We start from the raw sequence: 15,886 nt of genomic DNA, 5'->3' as shown, positions 1-15,886 counted from the left end.
ATTTCTTCAACTCCCCATTTCACCGATTGTGCCGGTACTTTATAGGCCCAATACGTGTTACCCCAGCCATGAAACTTCCGATTTCGATACTGCTGCTGGCGCCGCTGCCGCTGCTGGCCCAGGCCAGGCCCCCGCTGCTGCCCGGCCAGGCCATCTTCCAGAAAAACTGCGTGCGCTGCCACGGCGCCAACGGCAAGCGTGGCCTCAACGGCGCCCACGACCTCACCAAGAGTAACCTCAACGAGTTCGGGCGCACCTACCTCGTCACGACCGGCATGGGCAAGATGCCGGCTTTTGGCAAAACCCTCACCCCGGCGCAGGTGCAGCAGGTGGTGGCCTATTCACTCACGCTGAAATAGCATCGGCGCTTTTTATTGATTGATAGCCAGCCGGCTCCGCAAGGGGCCGGCTTTTTTTTGGCCCAACGCAACCGTTGCGGCCTTCTCCTGAATCCCACAAGCTCAGTATCAAATTAAACCGTTTTATTAGCGTTTATCTAGGACAATATTCCGGTTCTCACCTTTTCACTTACCCTTTTTCAACATGCAGAAAACCTTTCCTTTCCGAAACTGGCTGTCGGCCGCCGCGCTGCTGGGGCTGAGCGCCGGCCCGGCCCGGGCCCAGACCACGGCCGCCCTGCCGGCGGGCGTCAGCCGCGTCACGTCCGTGGAGGGCATCACCGAATACCAGCTCAAAAACGGGCTGCGGGTGCTGCTTTTCCCCGACCAGTCGAAGGCTACGATGACGGTGAACGCCACCTATTTGGTGGGCTCGCGGCACGAGGGCTACGGCGAGTCGGGCATGGCCCACCTGCTGGAGCACATGGTCTTCAAGGGCTCGACCAAGCACCCCAACATTCCGCAGGAGCTGACCGAGCACGGCGCCTCGCCCAACGGCTCGACCTGGTACGACCGCACCAACTACTTCGAAACCTTCTCGGCCACGGATGAGAATTTGAAGTGGGCCCTGGACCTGGAATCCGACCGGATGGTGAATTCCTTCATCGCCAAAAAGGACCTCGACACCGAGTTCAGCGTGGTGCGCAACGAGTTTGAGAGCGGTGAGAACCGGCCCCAGAGTGTGCTGATGGAGCGCGTGCTGAGCGCGGCCTACCTGTGGCACAACTACGGCAAGTCCACCATCGGCTCGAAGGAAGACATTGAGCGCGTGCCGATTGACAACCTCAAGGCCTTCTACCAGAAATTCTACCAGCCCGACAACGCCGTGCTGCTCGTGGCCGGCAAGTTTGACGAAGGCAAGACCCTGACGCTGGTGAACCAGTATTTCGGGGCCATTCCGCGCCCGGCGCGCACCCTGCAAGCCACCTACACCACCGAGCCCGCCCAGGACGGCGAGCGCGAAGTGACCCTGCGCCGCACCGGCGACACCCAGGGCATTGGCGTGGCCTACCACACGCCCGCCGGCTCGCACCCCGACTACGCGGCCATGGACGTGCTGGTGGACGTGCTGACCAACCAGCCCTCCGGCCGCCTCTACAAAGCCCTGATTGAGAGCAAGCGCGCCGCCAGCCAGTGGGGCTTCACGCCCACGCTGCACGATGCCGGCTTTGCCTACTTCTACGCCGAAGTGCGCCAGGGCCGCTCCCTCGATTCGGCCCGCACGGTGATGATGACGGCGTTGGATAACGTCTCGAAGCAGGCGCCCACGGCCGAGGAAGTGGACCGTGCCAAAACCAAGCTGCTCAAGAACATCGAGCTGCTGTTCCAGAACACCGACCAAGTGGGCCTGGCCATGAGCGAGTATGAAGCCACCGGCGACTGGCGCCTCGTGTACCTCTACCGCGACGAGCTGCGCAAGGTGACGCCCGCCGATGTGCAGCGCGTGGCGGCCCTCTACCTCAAGCCCAGCAACCGCACCGTGGGCCTGTTCCGGCCCGATGCCAAGCCCGACCGCACCACCGTGCCCGCCGCCCCCGACATCGCCATGCTGGTGAAAGGCTACAAGGGCGAGGCCGCCATCGCGGCCGGCGAAGCCTTCGCCGCCACGCCCGCCAACATCGACGCCCGCACCAGGCGTGGCCAGGAAGGCGGCGTGAAATACGCCCTGCTGGCCAAGCAAACCCGCGGCAACTCAGTGAACGTGAACATGAAAATCCGCTACGGCGACGAGGCCAGCCTGACCAACAAATCCATCCTGGCCAGCCTGACGGCCGACATGCTGGAGCGCGGCACCAAAACCCGCACCTACCCGCAAATCCGCGACGCGTTTGACAAGGCCAAGGCCCAGGTGCGCATCTACGGCAGCGGCCAGAGCACCGGCATCAGCATCCAGACCGACAAGCCGAACCTGCCCGCCGTGCTGGCCGTGGTGATGGACTGCCTGCGCAACCCCACCTTCCCGGCCGCCGAGTTCGACAAGCTGAAGCAGGAGCGCCTGGCCCAGCTGGAATCCCAGAAGCAGGACCCGCAGGGCCTGGCTTTCAACCTGGCCACCCGCCTGAGCGAGCCCTATCCCAAAGGCCACCCGTTCGAAACGCTGACCTATGACGACGAAATTGCCGCCGTCAAAGCGCTGAAAGTGGAGGACGTGCGGGCGTTTTACAAGAATTTCTACGGTGGGCAGGCGGCCACGCTGGCCGTGGTGGGCGCTTTCGATGAAGCCAGCCTGCGCAAGACGGTGAAAAGCCAGCTCGGCAGCTGGAAAGCGCCCCAGGCCTACGCCCGCATTCCGCTGCGCATCTTCGAGAACACGGCCACGGCGAAGGCCCAGGCCATCCAGACCGACGACAAGGCCAACGCCATGTTCGTGACCTTCCTGAAGTACCCGGTGCGCGACGACGACCCCGACTATGCCTCGATTTACATGGCCAACTACATCCTCGGCGACGGCTTCCTGAACTCGCGGCTGGCCACCCGCATCCGCCAGAAAGAGGGCGTGAGCTACGGCGTGGGCTCCTACGTGTACGCTGATGACAACGACAAAATCGGCACGTTCGGCTCCTACGCCATCTACAACCCCGTGAATTCCTCCCGCCTGGAGGCCGCCTACCGCGAGGAAATGGAGCGCCTGAGCAAGGACGGCGTGACGGCCGATGAGCTGAAAGCCGCCAAGTCGGCCGCCCTGCAAAACTTTCAGGTGGAGCGCAGCCAGGACGACCAGCTGGCCCGTAAATGGGCCCAGTACCTGACCAAGCCCGAAGGCCGCACCTTCACCCACGACGCCGAGCTGGAGCAGCGCATTGCCGCCCTCACGCCCGAGCAGGTGAGCGCCGCCGCCAAGAAGTACCTCGATTATTCGAAGCTGACCATTGTGAAAGCCGGCGACTTCGCCAAGGCTGCCGCGTCGGTGCCGGTGAAGTAAGAGGGCCTGATTCCGGGAAGCATATTTCCTAAAGAACGTCATGCTGAGCGCAGCCGAAGCATCTCTACCGCAAGAGTAAATAATTACTACTGCGGTAGAGATGCTTCGGCTGCGCTCAGCATGACGTTTTATTTTGCGCTCAGCAGGACGTTCCTTTTTCCTGTGCTTCCGTTTACCCAAGCCGTACCTTTATACTACCGATTACCGATTACCCCAATTCCCATGGCCAATAAAGCATCCGGCGGCCGCAAGCCCGCTGCCAGCACCCGGCACTTCACCACCGACAACGCCAAGGCCGGCTACGTGGCCACCAAAACCGACGGCGCCTACGCCACCGCCAAAGAGCAGGAAACCGCCATTCTGGTGAGTGTGCCCCCACGCCGCCAGTCCGAGCACCAGACTACCGAATACCTGGACGAGCTGGCTTTTCTGATTGAAACGGCCGGCGCCACCGCCACCAAGCGCTTTGTGCAGCGGCTGGAAAAGCCCGACATCCGGACCTACGTGGGCGAAGGCAAGCTGGCCGAAATCAAGGCCTACGTGCAGCACGAGGGCACCAGCATGGTGGTGTTCGATGACGACCTGTCGCCTTCCCAGCTGCGCAACCTGGAAGCCGAGCTGCTGGTGAAAATCGTGGACCGCTCGCTGCTGATTCTGGATATTTTCGCCCTGCGGGCCAAGTCGGCCACCTCGCGCACGCAGGTGGAGCTGGCCCAGTACCAGTACTTATTGCCCCGCCTCACCGGCCTCTGGACTCACCTGGACAAGCAGCGCGGCGGCGTGGGCATGAAGGGCCCGGGCGAAACCGAAATTGAAACGGACCGTCGCATTGTGCGCGACCGGATTGCCTTCCTCAAAGAGAAGCTTGAAGACCTGGACCGCCAGAGCCACACCCAGCGCAAGTCGCGCGGCGGCCTGGTACGCGTGGCGCTGGTGGGCTACACCAACGTGGGCAAAAGCACCCTGATGAACGTGCTGGGCAAGGCCGACGTATTTGCCGAAAACAAGCTGTTTGCCACCGTGGACGCCACCACCCGCAAAATCGTGCTCGACCAGACCCCGTTTCTGCTCTCCGACACGGTTGGGTTTATCCGCAAGCTTCCCACCAAGCTCATTGAGAGCTTCAAAAGCACACTCGATGAGATTCGCGAAGCTGATTTACTGCTGCACGTCGTGGATATTTCGCACGCCGGCTTCGAGGAGCAGATTCAGGTGGTGAACGACACGCTGGTCGACATCGGTGCGGCCGACAAGCCGGTGCTGCTGGTGTTCAACAAAATAGACCAGTACAAGCCGGACGACGTGGAGCACGACCCCTTCGGCGAAGTGCTGGACGCGGAGGACGATGGCACGGCCCCGCGCCCGCCGCTGGCCCAGCTGCAAGCCACCTACATGGCCAAGCTGCACGACCCGGTGGTGTTCATCTCGGCCCAGCACCGCACCAACATGGAGGAGCTGCGCGAGCTGCTCGGCAAGCGCGTGGCGGCCCTGCACCAGCAGCGCTACCCCTACCAGGCACCCAACGACTGGGCCGGCGAGTAACCGGGCACAGGGCACGAAGCCAACGGCAAGCCGGCAACCCCATGTTACCAAATTGTTGTGGCCCTTGCTTGCCAATGAACGTTGAATGAATATTTTCGTAAGGTCGAAGGCCGTGCCATTCAGGCGCGGCCTTTTTTCTTATGCGTCAGCTCAGGTTGCTTCGGTTTAGTTTGTTGGTTCTTCTGCTGGGCATGGGCCGGGTGGCCACAGCCCAGGATATTCCCGTGTATCCGCCGCCAGCCCCGCTCGACACGGCCGGCCTGGGCAAATCTGACGCCCAAACCTTTGCCAATTCGCAGGTAGTAGGCATGGGGCCCAGCAAGGGCCTCATCGTGAAATATGAGCGGATACCGGGCAACTTCAGCATCCGCAGCAGCGGCGTGGGCGGCGTGCCCGACTACCGCACTGACGTGAGCAAAAATGCCAACCTCGTCATCAAGGCCTACGCCCCGCTGCTCAACCACCCCCACCTGAAGCTGGTGCTGGGCCTGAACTACGACCGCCAGGAGTACCAGTTCCGCGAGCCCGCCACCAGCGACCAGTACGGGCTGTACGGCAACATCGAGAACAAAGGCCTGAGCATCATCGGGGCGCAGCTGGCTGTGATTCGGCCCGTCGACGCCGTGCATTGGTACCTGTTCCGCACCAAAACCGAGCTAAACGGCGACTACAATTCCGACGAGCTGGACATCAACAACTACCTCAAAGTCACCTCCGAATTCATTTATGGCTGGAAGCGCAGCTCCACCTTTGCCTGGGGCCTGGGCGTGCAGCTGGGCTACGTGCTGGGCCGCCAGAGCATCTACCCCGTGCTGGTCTACAACCGCACGTTCAACCCGCGCTGGGGCGTGGAGGCGCTGTTCCCGGCCCGCGTGCTGGTGCGCCGCAACCTTTCGCCCACGTCGCTGCTGTTTGCCGGCTACGAAGTGGTCAGCAACAACTACAACCTCAAGCTGCGCAACACGTTTCCGACCCCCAATAACCCCGCCGTGCGGGCGCTGGAGCTGCGCCAGATTGACGTAAAATTCCGCCTGCGCTACGAGCACGAGCTGCTGTCCTTCCTCTGGACCGGCGTGGAGGCCGGCTACCGCTACAACTACGAATTCAACGCCTTCGACCGCACCGACAACACCCGCGACCGCATCATCAACAGCCAGCTTGGCGGCACGCCCTACGCCAGCCTCGATTTGTTCATTGTGCCGCCCAGGAAGCTGCTGCAAAAGGCCGAACGGAGCCGGAAGTAGCGCAGGAGGGCAGGAGTACCCCGAAATTTTAGTTCGGCCCGTTAGAAAGTCACTTTCGTTCACGCGGGCCGAACTAAAATCCCGGGGCACTCTGCCTTACTTCCGCTGCCTCCTCTTCAGGCCCTTTAGCCAGGCATAGGTGGCTTCCTGGGCCCGCAGGGGCTTCTCCCCTGCTGCGGGCAGGATGTAATTATTCTCAAAATCGCGGGCTTTCACATTGTCCTGGCGCTGTAGGTCGAGCAGGTGGCGCACTTCGGCGCGCAGGGCGTCGTCGAGGATGGGGAAAGCTACTTCCACGCGCCGGTTGAGGTTGCGGGTCATCCAGTCGGCGGAGGACACGTAGACTTTTTCTTCGCCGCCGTGGGCAAAAACGTACACCCGGCTGTGCTCCAGAAACCGGTCCACGATACCGCGCTGGCTGATGTTTTCACTGAAGCCCGGCTGGCCCGGCACCAGGCGCCCAATTCCGCGCACCACCAACTCGACCCGCACCCCGGCGTGGCTGGCGTCGTACAGCTTGCAAATCATGGCCTCGTCTTCCACGGCATTCACCTTGAGGATGATGTAGGCTTCCCTGCCTTTTTTGGCCTGCTTGATTTCGTAGTCAATCAGGGCGTTGAGGCTGGAGCGCAGGCCGAAGGGTGCCACCAGCAATTGCGCCAGCTCCGGCACCGTGGTCTGGTCGCGCAGGTAGCCGAACACGGCGGTGGCCTCCCTGGTTAGTTCGGCATTGGCCGTGAACAGGCCGTGGTCGGTGTAGAGCTCGGCGGTGCTTTCGTTGAAGTTGCCGGTGCTGAAATAGGCGTACTCGCGGGTGGTTTCGTCGGCCTCGCGGCGGGCAATGAGCAGCAGCTTGCTGTGCACCTTCAGCTCGGGCGGCGTGAAGATGACGTGGGCACCGGCCCGCTGCAATTTGTCGGCCCAGAACAGGTTCGACTCCTCATCAAACCGCGCTTTGAGCTCCATCACCACCGTTACCTGCTTGCCGCGCCTGGCGGCTTTCAGCAGGGCTTTCACCACTTCGCTCTTGCTGGCCACGCGGTAGAGCGTGATGCTGACGGCCGACACGCGCGGGTCGGCGGCAGCCTCGCGCAGCAGGCGCGTCACGTAGTCGAAGCTCTGGTACGGGAGGTGCAGCAGGTGGTCGCGCAGCCCGATGGCGGCCAGCAGGCTGCCCGTGCGCGGCAGCGTGGGGTGCGGCAGCGCCGGCCAGGCCGGGTAATGAAAGTCGGCCTCGTCAAAATCCGGAAAGCCAAAGAAGTCGCGGAAATTGTGGTAGCGGCTGCCTTCCACCAGCTCCTCGTCGGTGATGCCGGTTTTCTGCTTGATGGCCCGCAGGACTTCCTTCGGGATTTCGGGGTCGAAAAGCAGGCGAGCGGGGAAGCCGGTGGCGCGCTTGGCCAGGCTGCTGCGGATTTTCTCCATCAAATCGCCCGATACTTCTTCTTCAATGTCCAGCTCGGCATCGCGGGAAAGCTTGATGGCATTGACCTCGACTTGCTTATAGGCCGGGAACAGCTCAGAGGCGCCCATCCGAATCACGTCATCGAGAAACAGGACGTAGCGCTCGTCGCCCTCGTCGGGCAGGCGCACGAAGCGGCCGCCGTGGCGCCTGGTGGGCAGCTCCATCAGCAGCACCCGCTCGGCGGCCGGCTTGGGTTTGGCGGCGGTGGGCTTGCTGAGCAGGAAGGTGAGGTACACGGCCTGGTCCTTCAGAAACAGGTGGTGCAGGCCATCGTCGAGCACCACGGGCGAGAGCAGGTCCTGCACCTTGTCGCGGAAGTAGCGAACGGTCCATTCGCGCTGCTTGTCGGTCAGCTCGGCCTCGTTCAGCAGATGAATGTGGCGGCGGTTGAGCTCGGGCAGCAGTTCCCGGAACGTGGTCCCGAATTCTTCCTGCTGGCGCGCCACCTCGGCCAGCACCTCGCGCAGCTGCCGCTTGGGACTCTCGCCGAGCTTGGCGCGGGTTTTCTTCTTCAGCTTCGTGAGCCGCCGCAGCGTGGCCACCCGCACCTTAAAAAACTCGTCGAGGTTGCTGCTGAAAATGGCCAGAAACTTGAGGCGCTCCAGCAGCGGCACGGCGGCGCACTGGGCTTCTTGCAGCACCCGGGCGTTGAAACGCAGCCAGCTCAGGTCGCGGGAAAGGGTTTTCAAAAGCAGTTTAAAGTTAAAAGTGAAGGGTTAAAACCGTCTACTCTCTGCAGAGGACGTGCTTGCCACCCGTTTAGCCGGCTTGTACGATACGACCAGGTAAGAAGCTACGCCGATTTTTTTAACTCCTCACTTTTACCTTTTAACTAACATTGCGCGGGTAGTCGTAGAAGTAGAACTCGGCGTTGGCCTTGCTCACCTCCGCCCAATGGTCGCAGCTGAAGCGCAGGCACACCACGGCGGCGGTGGGCATCTCGTTCAGCGCAGAGGGCGACAGCTCGTTGGCCGTTTCGGTGATGGTGGGGTTGTGGCCCACCAGCAGAGCCGAGCCCGCGGTATCGGGCAGGTTGTGGATAATGGTGAGCAGGCCGTCCATATCGGCCCCGTAAATGCCGGGCTCAACCGTAATTTTATCGTGCGGAAACTGCATTTCGCGGGCCACCAGCACGGCGGTGCTCATGGCGCGCACGGCCGGCGAGCTCACGATGATATCGGGGCAGATGCGGCGCTTGGCGAGGGCCTTGCCCATGGCGGGAGCGTCGTCGCGGCCACGGTCGTTGAGGGGGCGTTCCTGGTCGCTGAGCTCGTCGAAGCTCCAGCTGGATTTGGCGTGGCGAAGGAGATAAAGCGTTTTCATGAGGGCGAAGCTAGCGGGGTTTTGCTTACCGTGGCGGTTAGGAAAAGGTTATGTCAGGTATTTCAGCCGCTGGCCCGAATATCCCGAAATTCTATTTCGGCCCGAGCGAACGATGCGGCGATAGATGGCGGCCTCATCGCTCCTCCCCTGTTTCTTATATTCACAGCATGCCGAAACGACGAAACCTCTGCGGCCTGGCCGGCGGGCTGCTCGCCTTGTGCCTGCCGGGCAGCTGCCAGCAGCCCACCGAAACCGCCAGCCAAGCCACAACAACCGCCGGAGCCGGCCAGTGGATTGGCAGTGGGGAGCAGCGGCTGTGGACCCAGACGTACCGCAGCGCGAAGCTTAGCGCCCACCCCACCCTGCTCGTGGTTGTGCACGGCGATGCGGCATTCAACCCGCCTGACTACCAGTACACCCTGGCCCGGCAAGTAGCCGAGGCCAACCCCAGCGTGGTGGCGGTGGGCCTGCTGCGCCCCGGGTACACCGACCCGGCCGGGCGCCAGTCGGCGGGCCAGCGCGGGGAGGCCGCCGGCGACAACTACACGCCCGCCGTCATCGATGCCATCGCGGGCGCGCTCGTCATGCTCAAGGCCCGCTACCACGCGGGGCGGGTGGTGGTGGCGGGCCACTCCGGCGGGGCCGCCATTACCGCCGACTTGCTCGGCCGCCACCCCGGCCTCGCCGACGCGGCCGTGTTGGCTTCGTGCCCGTGCAATGTGGCCACCTGGCGGGTGCACATGAAGCGCCGTGTGGGGGGGCCGGTATGGGACCTGCCCGTCGAAAGCGTGTCGCCGGAGCAGGTAGTGGCCCGCATCCCGTCCACCACGCGGGTAACGCTGCTCGTGGGCACTGCCGATTCGATAGCCCCGAAGGCGCTTACCCAGGAATATTACCGGCGGCTGCGGCAACGAGGCATCCCCGCCAAGGTGCTCGAACTGCCCGGGCTGGGCCACGAGATTTTCTTATCCAAGGCTGTTCAGCAGGAAATCGCGCTGCTGTTGCATTAAGTGAATACCCTCATGACTAAAAAACGGTCATGCTTCGCTACGCGCTGCATGACGTTCTGCTCTTGCCCTGCCACCCCCGCTCTGCCACCATGCTCCCCACCTACCGCCGCCGCTTCCAGAAACTGCGCGTGGCCCGCAGCCGCCAGCACGGCGAAGCGCCCTACAAGCCCGCCCTGCTGCTGGCCGTGCTCGAAGGCATTGCCCGACGGCTCCATCCAGGGCAACCGCATCGAAATCACGCCCGGGCTCATCGCGGCCTTCAAAGCCATTTGCACCGATTTGGGCACCTCGGCGCTGTTCACGGCGGCCAACTTCGCGCTGCCCTTCTACCACCTGCGCTCCGATGGCTTCTGGCACCTGCACACCTGGCCCGGCCTCGAAATCCTGCTCACCCGCTTGGGCTCCATCCGCAGCTTCCGCCACCTGCGCGACGTGGTGGCCTACGCCGCCCTCGATGCCGACCTCTGGCTGCTGCTGCAAGAGCCCGCCCAGCGCGCCGCCCTCACGCAAGCGCTGCTCACGCGCTACTTCCCCCAAACGCAGGGCCGCTACCGCGCCCGCGCCGGCGAGCAGGCCCTGGCCGACATCCGCCGCCAGATGCTGGAAGAGCCCGCCGCCCTCTACCGCCACCATGTCGTGCCCGCCGATGAGCTCGACCTCACCGTGCGCAGCGGCGTGTTCAAGCGCGTGGCGCTCGAAGCCCACGACTACACCTGTGCCGTGTCAGGCCTGAAGCTGCTCAGCACCCGCAGCAGCCCCGTGCCGCTGCTCGATGCCTGCCACATTGTGCCCTGGGCCGTGAGCCACGACGACACCCTCCCCAACCGAAGGTCAGCGAAGCTAATGGCCTCGCGCTGTGCCCCAACCTGCACCGCGCCTTCGACCGCCACCTGTTCTGGATTGACGCCGACTACCGCGTGCGCCTGGCCAACAATTTCGGCGAGCTCAGCGGCGGCGACTACGGCGTGCGCCGCTTCGAGGGACAGGAGCTGCCGCTGCCCCAGCGCCCGGAGTGGCGGCTGGGACGGTAGAATTTGAAGGCGCAGGTGGGTGGTGAGAATCAAGCTTTGTAAAGAAAAGCCATTTCCTTTTACATAGGTCAAGACCCTTTGTAAAGGAAAACGGCTTTTCTTTCTACGTTGACCATTTAATATTCAAATTGCTCTCGCGACTGGAGTAGCGATACTTAATTCTCACACAGATTGTGCGAGAATTAAGTATCAAGAAAATCCCAATCATCGCCCATTACCCAACGGATAGCGGAGAGCTTGCCATTGAGCATGCCCCACTCGAAGTCACTATATGGCCCTAAGTTGGCTTTCCCGTATTGCTCCTCTTTGCTCTTAGCGGCTGCTTTTCCCAAATCCACATCCTTTTGGGTAACGTCATCTATACCTAATCTGGCTTTATAGACCTGATTTTGATGTCTGTTATACCAGATTTTATCATAAAGCTCTTTCTCTACTCCTAGCATTTCCGTGAATGTTCTGGGCACTTCTTCCCATTCTTGCTCGGCTTCAATGTCACTCATAAGCTCAGGCATAAAGTGACGCAGAGCTTCTATCAGCGTCACGAAGTAATAGGATTTGTTGGCGGAGAAACTGGCTGCGAAGTCAGGATGCGGATACTTCTTATTGGTAGCACCGAAGTCTTCTTTATTGTGAGTAACAAAAGCGAATTGAGTTTCTTCTGTTCCTATGTCTTTGATGGCTTCCGCATACACTTCCATAAGAACAGCATCTGCCATACTATTCTTTTGGAGATGAAAAGGAGCCCTTTTATCAATGGCTCTTTGCGCAGCTTTTATAAGCACTGCCTCAGTTGAAGCAATTGCTATTGAACTGCTCAGTATTTTCTCAATCCTTGAAATATTGAAAGCAGCCGTTTCAGTTAAGGATGACAGCTTGTGTCTTACATCATCTAGTTGGCTTACTGCAATGTCTTTCTCTACAGAGTCTCCAAACTCACTTATTATGCCTCTCACTTTCGCAAAAACGCTGGACAGGCTCTTGGTGGCGTCATGAATTACTCGTTTCTTATTCCGCTCAAATTCATCGATGACAATCTGAGGAACAATAAATGCTACCTCTTCAAGCCGAATTAATCCTTCAATAATACCTATGAATTTATTCTGGTCAGCACCCTTTGCCAAGTCAAGCCAAGTGCAGGTATCCACGAGAATTTTTACCATGATGAGAGTATTAACGACTGGGTTATTGAGCCGATAAGAAATAGAAGCTGTTTAGGAAGTCGCCAGCTAGGGGTAGAGACGCATATTTGCGTCTCGTCGTTGAACGATAAAGGCAGTATTCGTTCGACGACGAGACGCAAATATGCGTCTCTACATCAATAGGCCGACTTCATAAACAGCTTCGTCTTAAAGCTACAAAGAAGCCCCAGCCGCCCCGCAGCTGGGGCTTCTTATTGCACCTCTCCCCACCCCGTTACACACCTCCCAAAGAATAAAACCCATGTAACAACCGTTGTTACATCGCGCCGGATTTTCCTGAGCGATGTAACAAAAAGGCCCGCTATACCCCGTGCACTACCTTCTGACTCGCTGGCAGCGGCTGTGCGGGCATATTTCGGCCTGACGCAGGCGGAGCTGGGGCGCTACCTGGGCGTGGCGCGGGAGCAGGTGGCCTTCGTGGAAGCGGGCAAACGCTCGTTTTTGCTGGAGGCGGAGCGGCGGCTGCGCCAGCTGGTGCTGCTGTTGCCGCCCGAAGCGGAAGCGGAGCCTCCGGCTACCCCAGCGGCTGGGGTGACCGAGCCCCTGACCGCCGCCGAGCTGGCAGCCCTGCGCAAGCGCCTGCGCCGCTGCCGGCACGAGGCCGCCCAGCTGCGCTACCAGCTGGAAACGGAGGCCAACCGCACCCGGGCCCAGACGCGCCGCCAGCGTGGCCTGGCGCAATTAGGTGCAGGCCTGCTGCCCGCCGCCGGCGCGCTCACGGCCGAGGAAGAGCGGACCCGCAAGTGGCTCACGCAGCTCGCCCCTGCCCCGGTGCATCCGCCCCTGTCCGGCGGGGCGCAATCCCTGTTGGCGGCTCGCTTGCGGGGGCTCACGGCCGAAGCCGATGCGCTGGCTGATTTACTGGCCAGTAACGATGGTAAAGTTTCTGAAGACCAGAAATAAAAATGGCGGGTCGTGCAATTCGCGGGCGGGCTTACCGTTCAGCTAGCGAACCTCATTTCTTCACCTAACTCATTTAACCTACTATGGCTTACTCCGTGAATTTACTGACCACTGCGGCCGAGTGCGACGCTGCCCTCGCCCTCGCCGCCACCGAGCTGCGCGACCTGAACCACCGCGGCGACAACCTCGACTACACCCGCGAGAACACGACCGACAGCGCCACCGAAATTCAGGCCGAGATGGCCAGCCTTACCGCCGAAATCGGGGCCCTGAATACCATCATTCCCACGCTGGCCGCCGGTACCAAGGCCCGCAAAACCAACGAGGTAAACCTGCGCCGCGCCACCAACCGCCAGGCCGACCTCACCGACCGGCAGGAATCGCGCGGCCCGGTGGCCCTGCTCACCCGCGAGCTTGATTTAGCCCAGGTGCAGGTTCAAATCACGGAAACCAACGCGTACATCGCCGCCGTCACGGCCCGCAAAGCCGTGGTATAGATGTCGCGCGAGTAGCCCAGGCTACCAGGGCGGCCACCTCCCGCTAAACAAAAAAGCCCCGACCATCCGGCCGGGGCTTTTTGTTTAAGTACTCGTGCAAAAGTAAACGAATAACAGAACGTCATGCAGAGCGCAGCGAAGCATCTCGCTTGTGGTAGTAAATCAATCGTTTATCGATGTGAGCGAGATGCTTCGCTGCGCTCTGCATGACGGTTACTTTTGCTTGACTACTTAGCGAATGGGAAAGCTACTCTTTCACGAAACGCTGGTGCGTGGTCGAAGCACCGACTTTCAGCGTCAGCATATAGGTGCCGGGGCCAGCGCCGACGCGTTCAGCTGGCCATCGGTGAAGGTCAGGCCTTTCACTTCGGCCCCGCGCAGGTCGTAGACACGCACCGAGAAGGGCTGCGCCTGGTCGGCGCTCAGCGGACGGGCAATGCGCAGCACGTCGGTAGCCGGGTTCGGAGTGTGTATTGGTCGGCCAGGCCGTTGCCCGGGCGGGCGGCACTGCCATCGAGACGGGCACCGCCCGAGATGGTGACGGTGTAGTCCCCGGTTTCGCCGTAGCTGAAGCTGCCGCAGCTGGTGGTGGCGCTGTTGTCGCTCATCACCACGCGCAGGCGGGTGGCGCCGCTTTTGGCCGAAGCGGACACCGTGAAGCTGCCCGTGCGGGTAGTGGCACTGGTGCCGGTACGGCCGAAATAAACGGGGCTGATAACGACGCCGTTGGCCGCCGCCGCGCCGCCGGGAAACTGGGTGTAGCCCAGGATGCCGCCGCCGATGGTGCCCGCCCACAGGTTGAGGTACTGGCCCATAGGCCAGGCGTTGAGCCCACCGGCCCGGACGCCACCCAAATTCCTGGAACTTGCAAGCACTCAACGGGCTGAACGCAACAACGCCCTGCCGTTAGGGCAAGGCGTTGTTGCGTTTAATAGAAGGTGGAATCAGGTACTGCCGGGGCTTACTGCTTCTCAAAGCGCTGGCGCACGGTTTCGGTGCCATCGCCGATGGCCACGTAGTAGAGGCCCTTGGGCAGGTCGGTGACCTGCACCTGGCCCCGGCCGTCGTAACGGGCCTGCGACATGGCGTGGCCGCTGAGGTCGAACACCTGCACGGTGTATCTGGCGGCGCTGGCGCCGGCCGGCAGGGCCAGGGTCAGCCGTTCGCTGGCCGGGTTGGGGTAGAACGACACGGGCGTGGTTGCGGCCAGGGCCGGGCGCGGCGCCGTGCCACCCAGCGAGGTCAGAATACCGACCCGGGCACCGCCGGGAGCGAACAGGGCGTTCATGCGCGAGCTTTGGCCGGTGGAAAACATGTACATGCAGGCATCGTCCACATAGTCCATGTAGTTCATGCTCATGTCGCCCGAGTTGGAGCAGGACACGTGCGGAAAGGCCGGGCAGCCGTAGTTTTCGGCACCCTGGTTGGGGGTGTCCGTCACGAGGTCGGAGCCGGTGCAGGCGCCGTTGTCATCGCCCCAGATGTGGCGCAGGTTCAGCCAGTGGCCCACTTCGTGGGTAGCGGTGCGGCCCAGGTCGTAGCTGCTGATGTAGGTGCCGGCCGCGTACTTGGCGCGGCTGCCGAAGGCCGAATACAGAATCACGACGCCGTCGGTACTGGCCGAGCCGCCGGGAAACTGCGCGTAGCCCAGCAGGCCCTGGCCCAGGTTGCAGGCCCACAGGTTGAGGTATTTGGTGGCATCCCAGGCATTGTCGCCGCCGCGCTTGGAGTTTTTCACAGCATCGTTGGTGCTCCACGACGAGGTTTTGGTTTGCTTGTGGATGACGCCCGTGGTGGCCAGGCCGGCGGGGTCACGCCGGGCCAGCACAAACTGCACGCCCACGTTGGCCACCAGGCCCGCGTAGATGCCGGGCGTTTTGTTATAGTCGCTGTTCAGCTTCTGGTAGTCTTCGTTCAGCACCGCAATCTGGGATTGCACCTGGGCGTCGGAGATATTCTGGGCGGCCGTGTTGTACAGCACGTGCACCACCACCGGAATGATGACCGTGCCGGCCGTGGTGCGCTGCAGCGTGGGGTTGGCGGCCAGCTGCTGGGTCTGGGCTTCGATGCGGGCCATGCGCTGGGCCAGCGCGGGGTCGGCGGCCAGCTGGGCTTGCAGCACTTCCATGGTGCCGCAGGCGCGGTGCGTAATGGGTGTGGTGGTGGCTTCGAGCTGATAGCCCACCGCCATGCGGCTTTGCAGGTCCTGGGCCAGGGCCGGGGCAGCACTGCCCAGCAGGGCCAGCGCGGAGAAATAAAGCTTGTTCATGTAGGAGTTGGTCAATAGGTTAAAAAAGGTGGGATGAAGCACCTAATTTAAGAAAAATTTGATATTTCCCGAGTTTTTCTTG

General features: G+C 61.7%; 14 protein-coding genes. 8 read left to right on the top strand and 6 right to left on the bottom strand.

The window, feature by feature from the left end; genetic code table 11:
* Positions 1 to 68 precede the first annotated feature (68 nt).
* From J4G38_RS02905 to J4G38_RS02890, 4 genes are all read left to right on the top strand, one after another.
* Positions 69 to 359: a c-type cytochrome gene (locus J4G38_RS02905; RefSeq protein ID WP_210518348.1), complete on the top strand. Its 291-nt coding sequence runs from the start codon at positions 69 to 71 to the stop codon at positions 357 to 359.
* 184 nt (positions 360 to 543) lie between these two features.
* Positions 544 to 3,321, top strand: a complete 2,778-nt coding sequence (locus J4G38_RS02900; RefSeq protein WP_210518347.1) for a M16 family metallopeptidase — start codon at positions 544 to 546, stop codon at positions 3,319 to 3,321.
* Positions 3,322 to 3,543: 222 nt separating this feature from the next.
* Positions 3,544 to 4,863: a GTPase HflX gene (hflX, locus tag J4G38_RS02895; RefSeq protein ID WP_210518345.1), complete on the top strand. Its 1,320-nt coding sequence runs from the start codon at positions 3,544 to 3,546 to the stop codon at positions 4,861 to 4,863.
* Positions 4,864 to 5,033: 170 nt separating this feature from the next.
* A complete protein-coding gene (locus tag J4G38_RS02890; protein WP_210518343.1) occupies positions 5,034 to 6,107 on the top strand; it encodes a hypothetical protein in 1,074 nt (357 codons plus the stop codon).
* Between the two features lie 96 nt (positions 6,108 to 6,203).
* Here the strand turns inward: J4G38_RS02890 and ppk1 are convergent, their stop codons facing one another.
* Positions 6,204 to 8,261 (bottom strand): polyphosphate kinase 1, encoded by a 2,058-nt coding sequence (gene ppk1, locus J4G38_RS02885; RefSeq protein WP_226163083.1) that lies wholly within the window; start codon positions 8,259 to 8,261, stop codon positions 6,204 to 6,206.
* 139 nt (positions 8,262 to 8,400) lie between these two features.
* A complete protein-coding gene (locus tag J4G38_RS02880) occupies positions 8,401 to 8,895 on the bottom strand; it encodes a SixA phosphatase family protein (RefSeq protein ID WP_210518342.1) in 495 nt (164 codons plus the stop codon).
* Positions 8,896 to 9,062: 167 nt separating this feature from the next.
* Between J4G38_RS02880 and J4G38_RS02875 the strand changes: the two genes are divergently transcribed.
* Both J4G38_RS02875 and J4G38_RS29360 read left to right on the top strand, forming a co-directional pair.
* Positions 9,063 to 9,905: an alpha/beta hydrolase family protein gene (locus J4G38_RS02875; protein WP_210518340.1), complete on the top strand. Its 843-nt coding sequence runs from the start codon at positions 9,063 to 9,065 to the stop codon at positions 9,903 to 9,905.
* 198 nt (positions 9,906 to 10,103) lie between these two features.
* On the top strand, positions 10,104 to 10,943 hold the full coding sequence (locus J4G38_RS29360; protein ID WP_262905876.1) for a hypothetical protein: 840 nt from the start codon (positions 10,104 to 10,106) through the stop codon (positions 10,941 to 10,943).
* Between the two features lie 175 nt (positions 10,944 to 11,118).
* On the opposite strand, the gene J4G38_RS02865 is transcribed toward J4G38_RS29360, so the two are convergent.
* Positions 11,119 to 12,096: a PIN domain-containing protein gene (locus tag J4G38_RS02865; RefSeq protein WP_210518338.1), complete on the bottom strand. Its 978-nt coding sequence runs from the start codon at positions 12,094 to 12,096 to the stop codon at positions 11,119 to 11,121.
* Between the two features lie 381 nt (positions 12,097 to 12,477).
* On the opposite strand from J4G38_RS02865, the gene J4G38_RS02860 reads away from it, so the two are divergent.
* Together J4G38_RS02860 and J4G38_RS02855 are read left to right on the top strand one after the other, a co-directional pair.
* Positions 12,478 to 13,038 carry a hypothetical protein gene (locus J4G38_RS02860; protein WP_210518337.1) on the top strand — a complete coding sequence of 187 codons (561 nt, stop codon included), beginning with the start codon at positions 12,478 to 12,480 and terminating at the stop codon, positions 13,036 to 13,038.
* A gap of 83 nt (positions 13,039 to 13,121) precedes the next feature.
* On the top strand, positions 13,122 to 13,535 hold the full coding sequence (locus J4G38_RS02855) for a hypothetical protein (RefSeq protein WP_210518335.1): 414 nt from the start codon (positions 13,122 to 13,124) through the stop codon (positions 13,533 to 13,535).
* Positions 13,536 to 13,832: 297 nt separating this feature from the next.
* On the opposite strand, the gene J4G38_RS02850 is transcribed toward J4G38_RS02855, so the two are convergent.
* The 3 genes from J4G38_RS02850 to J4G38_RS02840 form a co-directional block, all read right to left on the bottom strand.
* On the bottom strand, positions 13,833 to 13,982 hold the full coding sequence (locus J4G38_RS02850; RefSeq protein WP_210518333.1) for a hypothetical protein: 150 nt from the start codon (positions 13,980 to 13,982) through the stop codon (positions 13,833 to 13,835).
* Positions 13,958 to 14,350 carry a GEVED domain-containing protein gene (locus J4G38_RS02845; RefSeq protein ID WP_210518332.1) on the bottom strand — a complete coding sequence of 131 codons (393 nt, stop codon included), beginning with the start codon at positions 14,348 to 14,350 and terminating at the stop codon, positions 13,958 to 13,960. Before J4G38_RS02845 ends, J4G38_RS02850 begins: the two co-directional genes overlap by 25 nt.
* Before the next feature lie 146 nt (positions 14,351 to 14,496).
* A complete protein-coding gene (locus tag J4G38_RS02840; RefSeq protein WP_210518330.1) occupies positions 14,497 to 15,804 on the bottom strand; it encodes a M43 family zinc metalloprotease in 1,308 nt (435 codons plus the stop codon).
* Positions 15,805 to 15,886: the final 82 nt, after the last annotated feature.

This window comes from Hymenobacter terricola (assembly GCF_017921975.2).
Taxonomy (GTDB): Bacteria; Bacteroidota; Bacteroidia; order Cytophagales; family Hymenobacteraceae; genus Hymenobacter; species Hymenobacter terricola.
The sequence above is the reverse complement of the archived record's forward strand: the minus strand, read 5'-3'. Positions and strand labels throughout refer to the sequence as shown.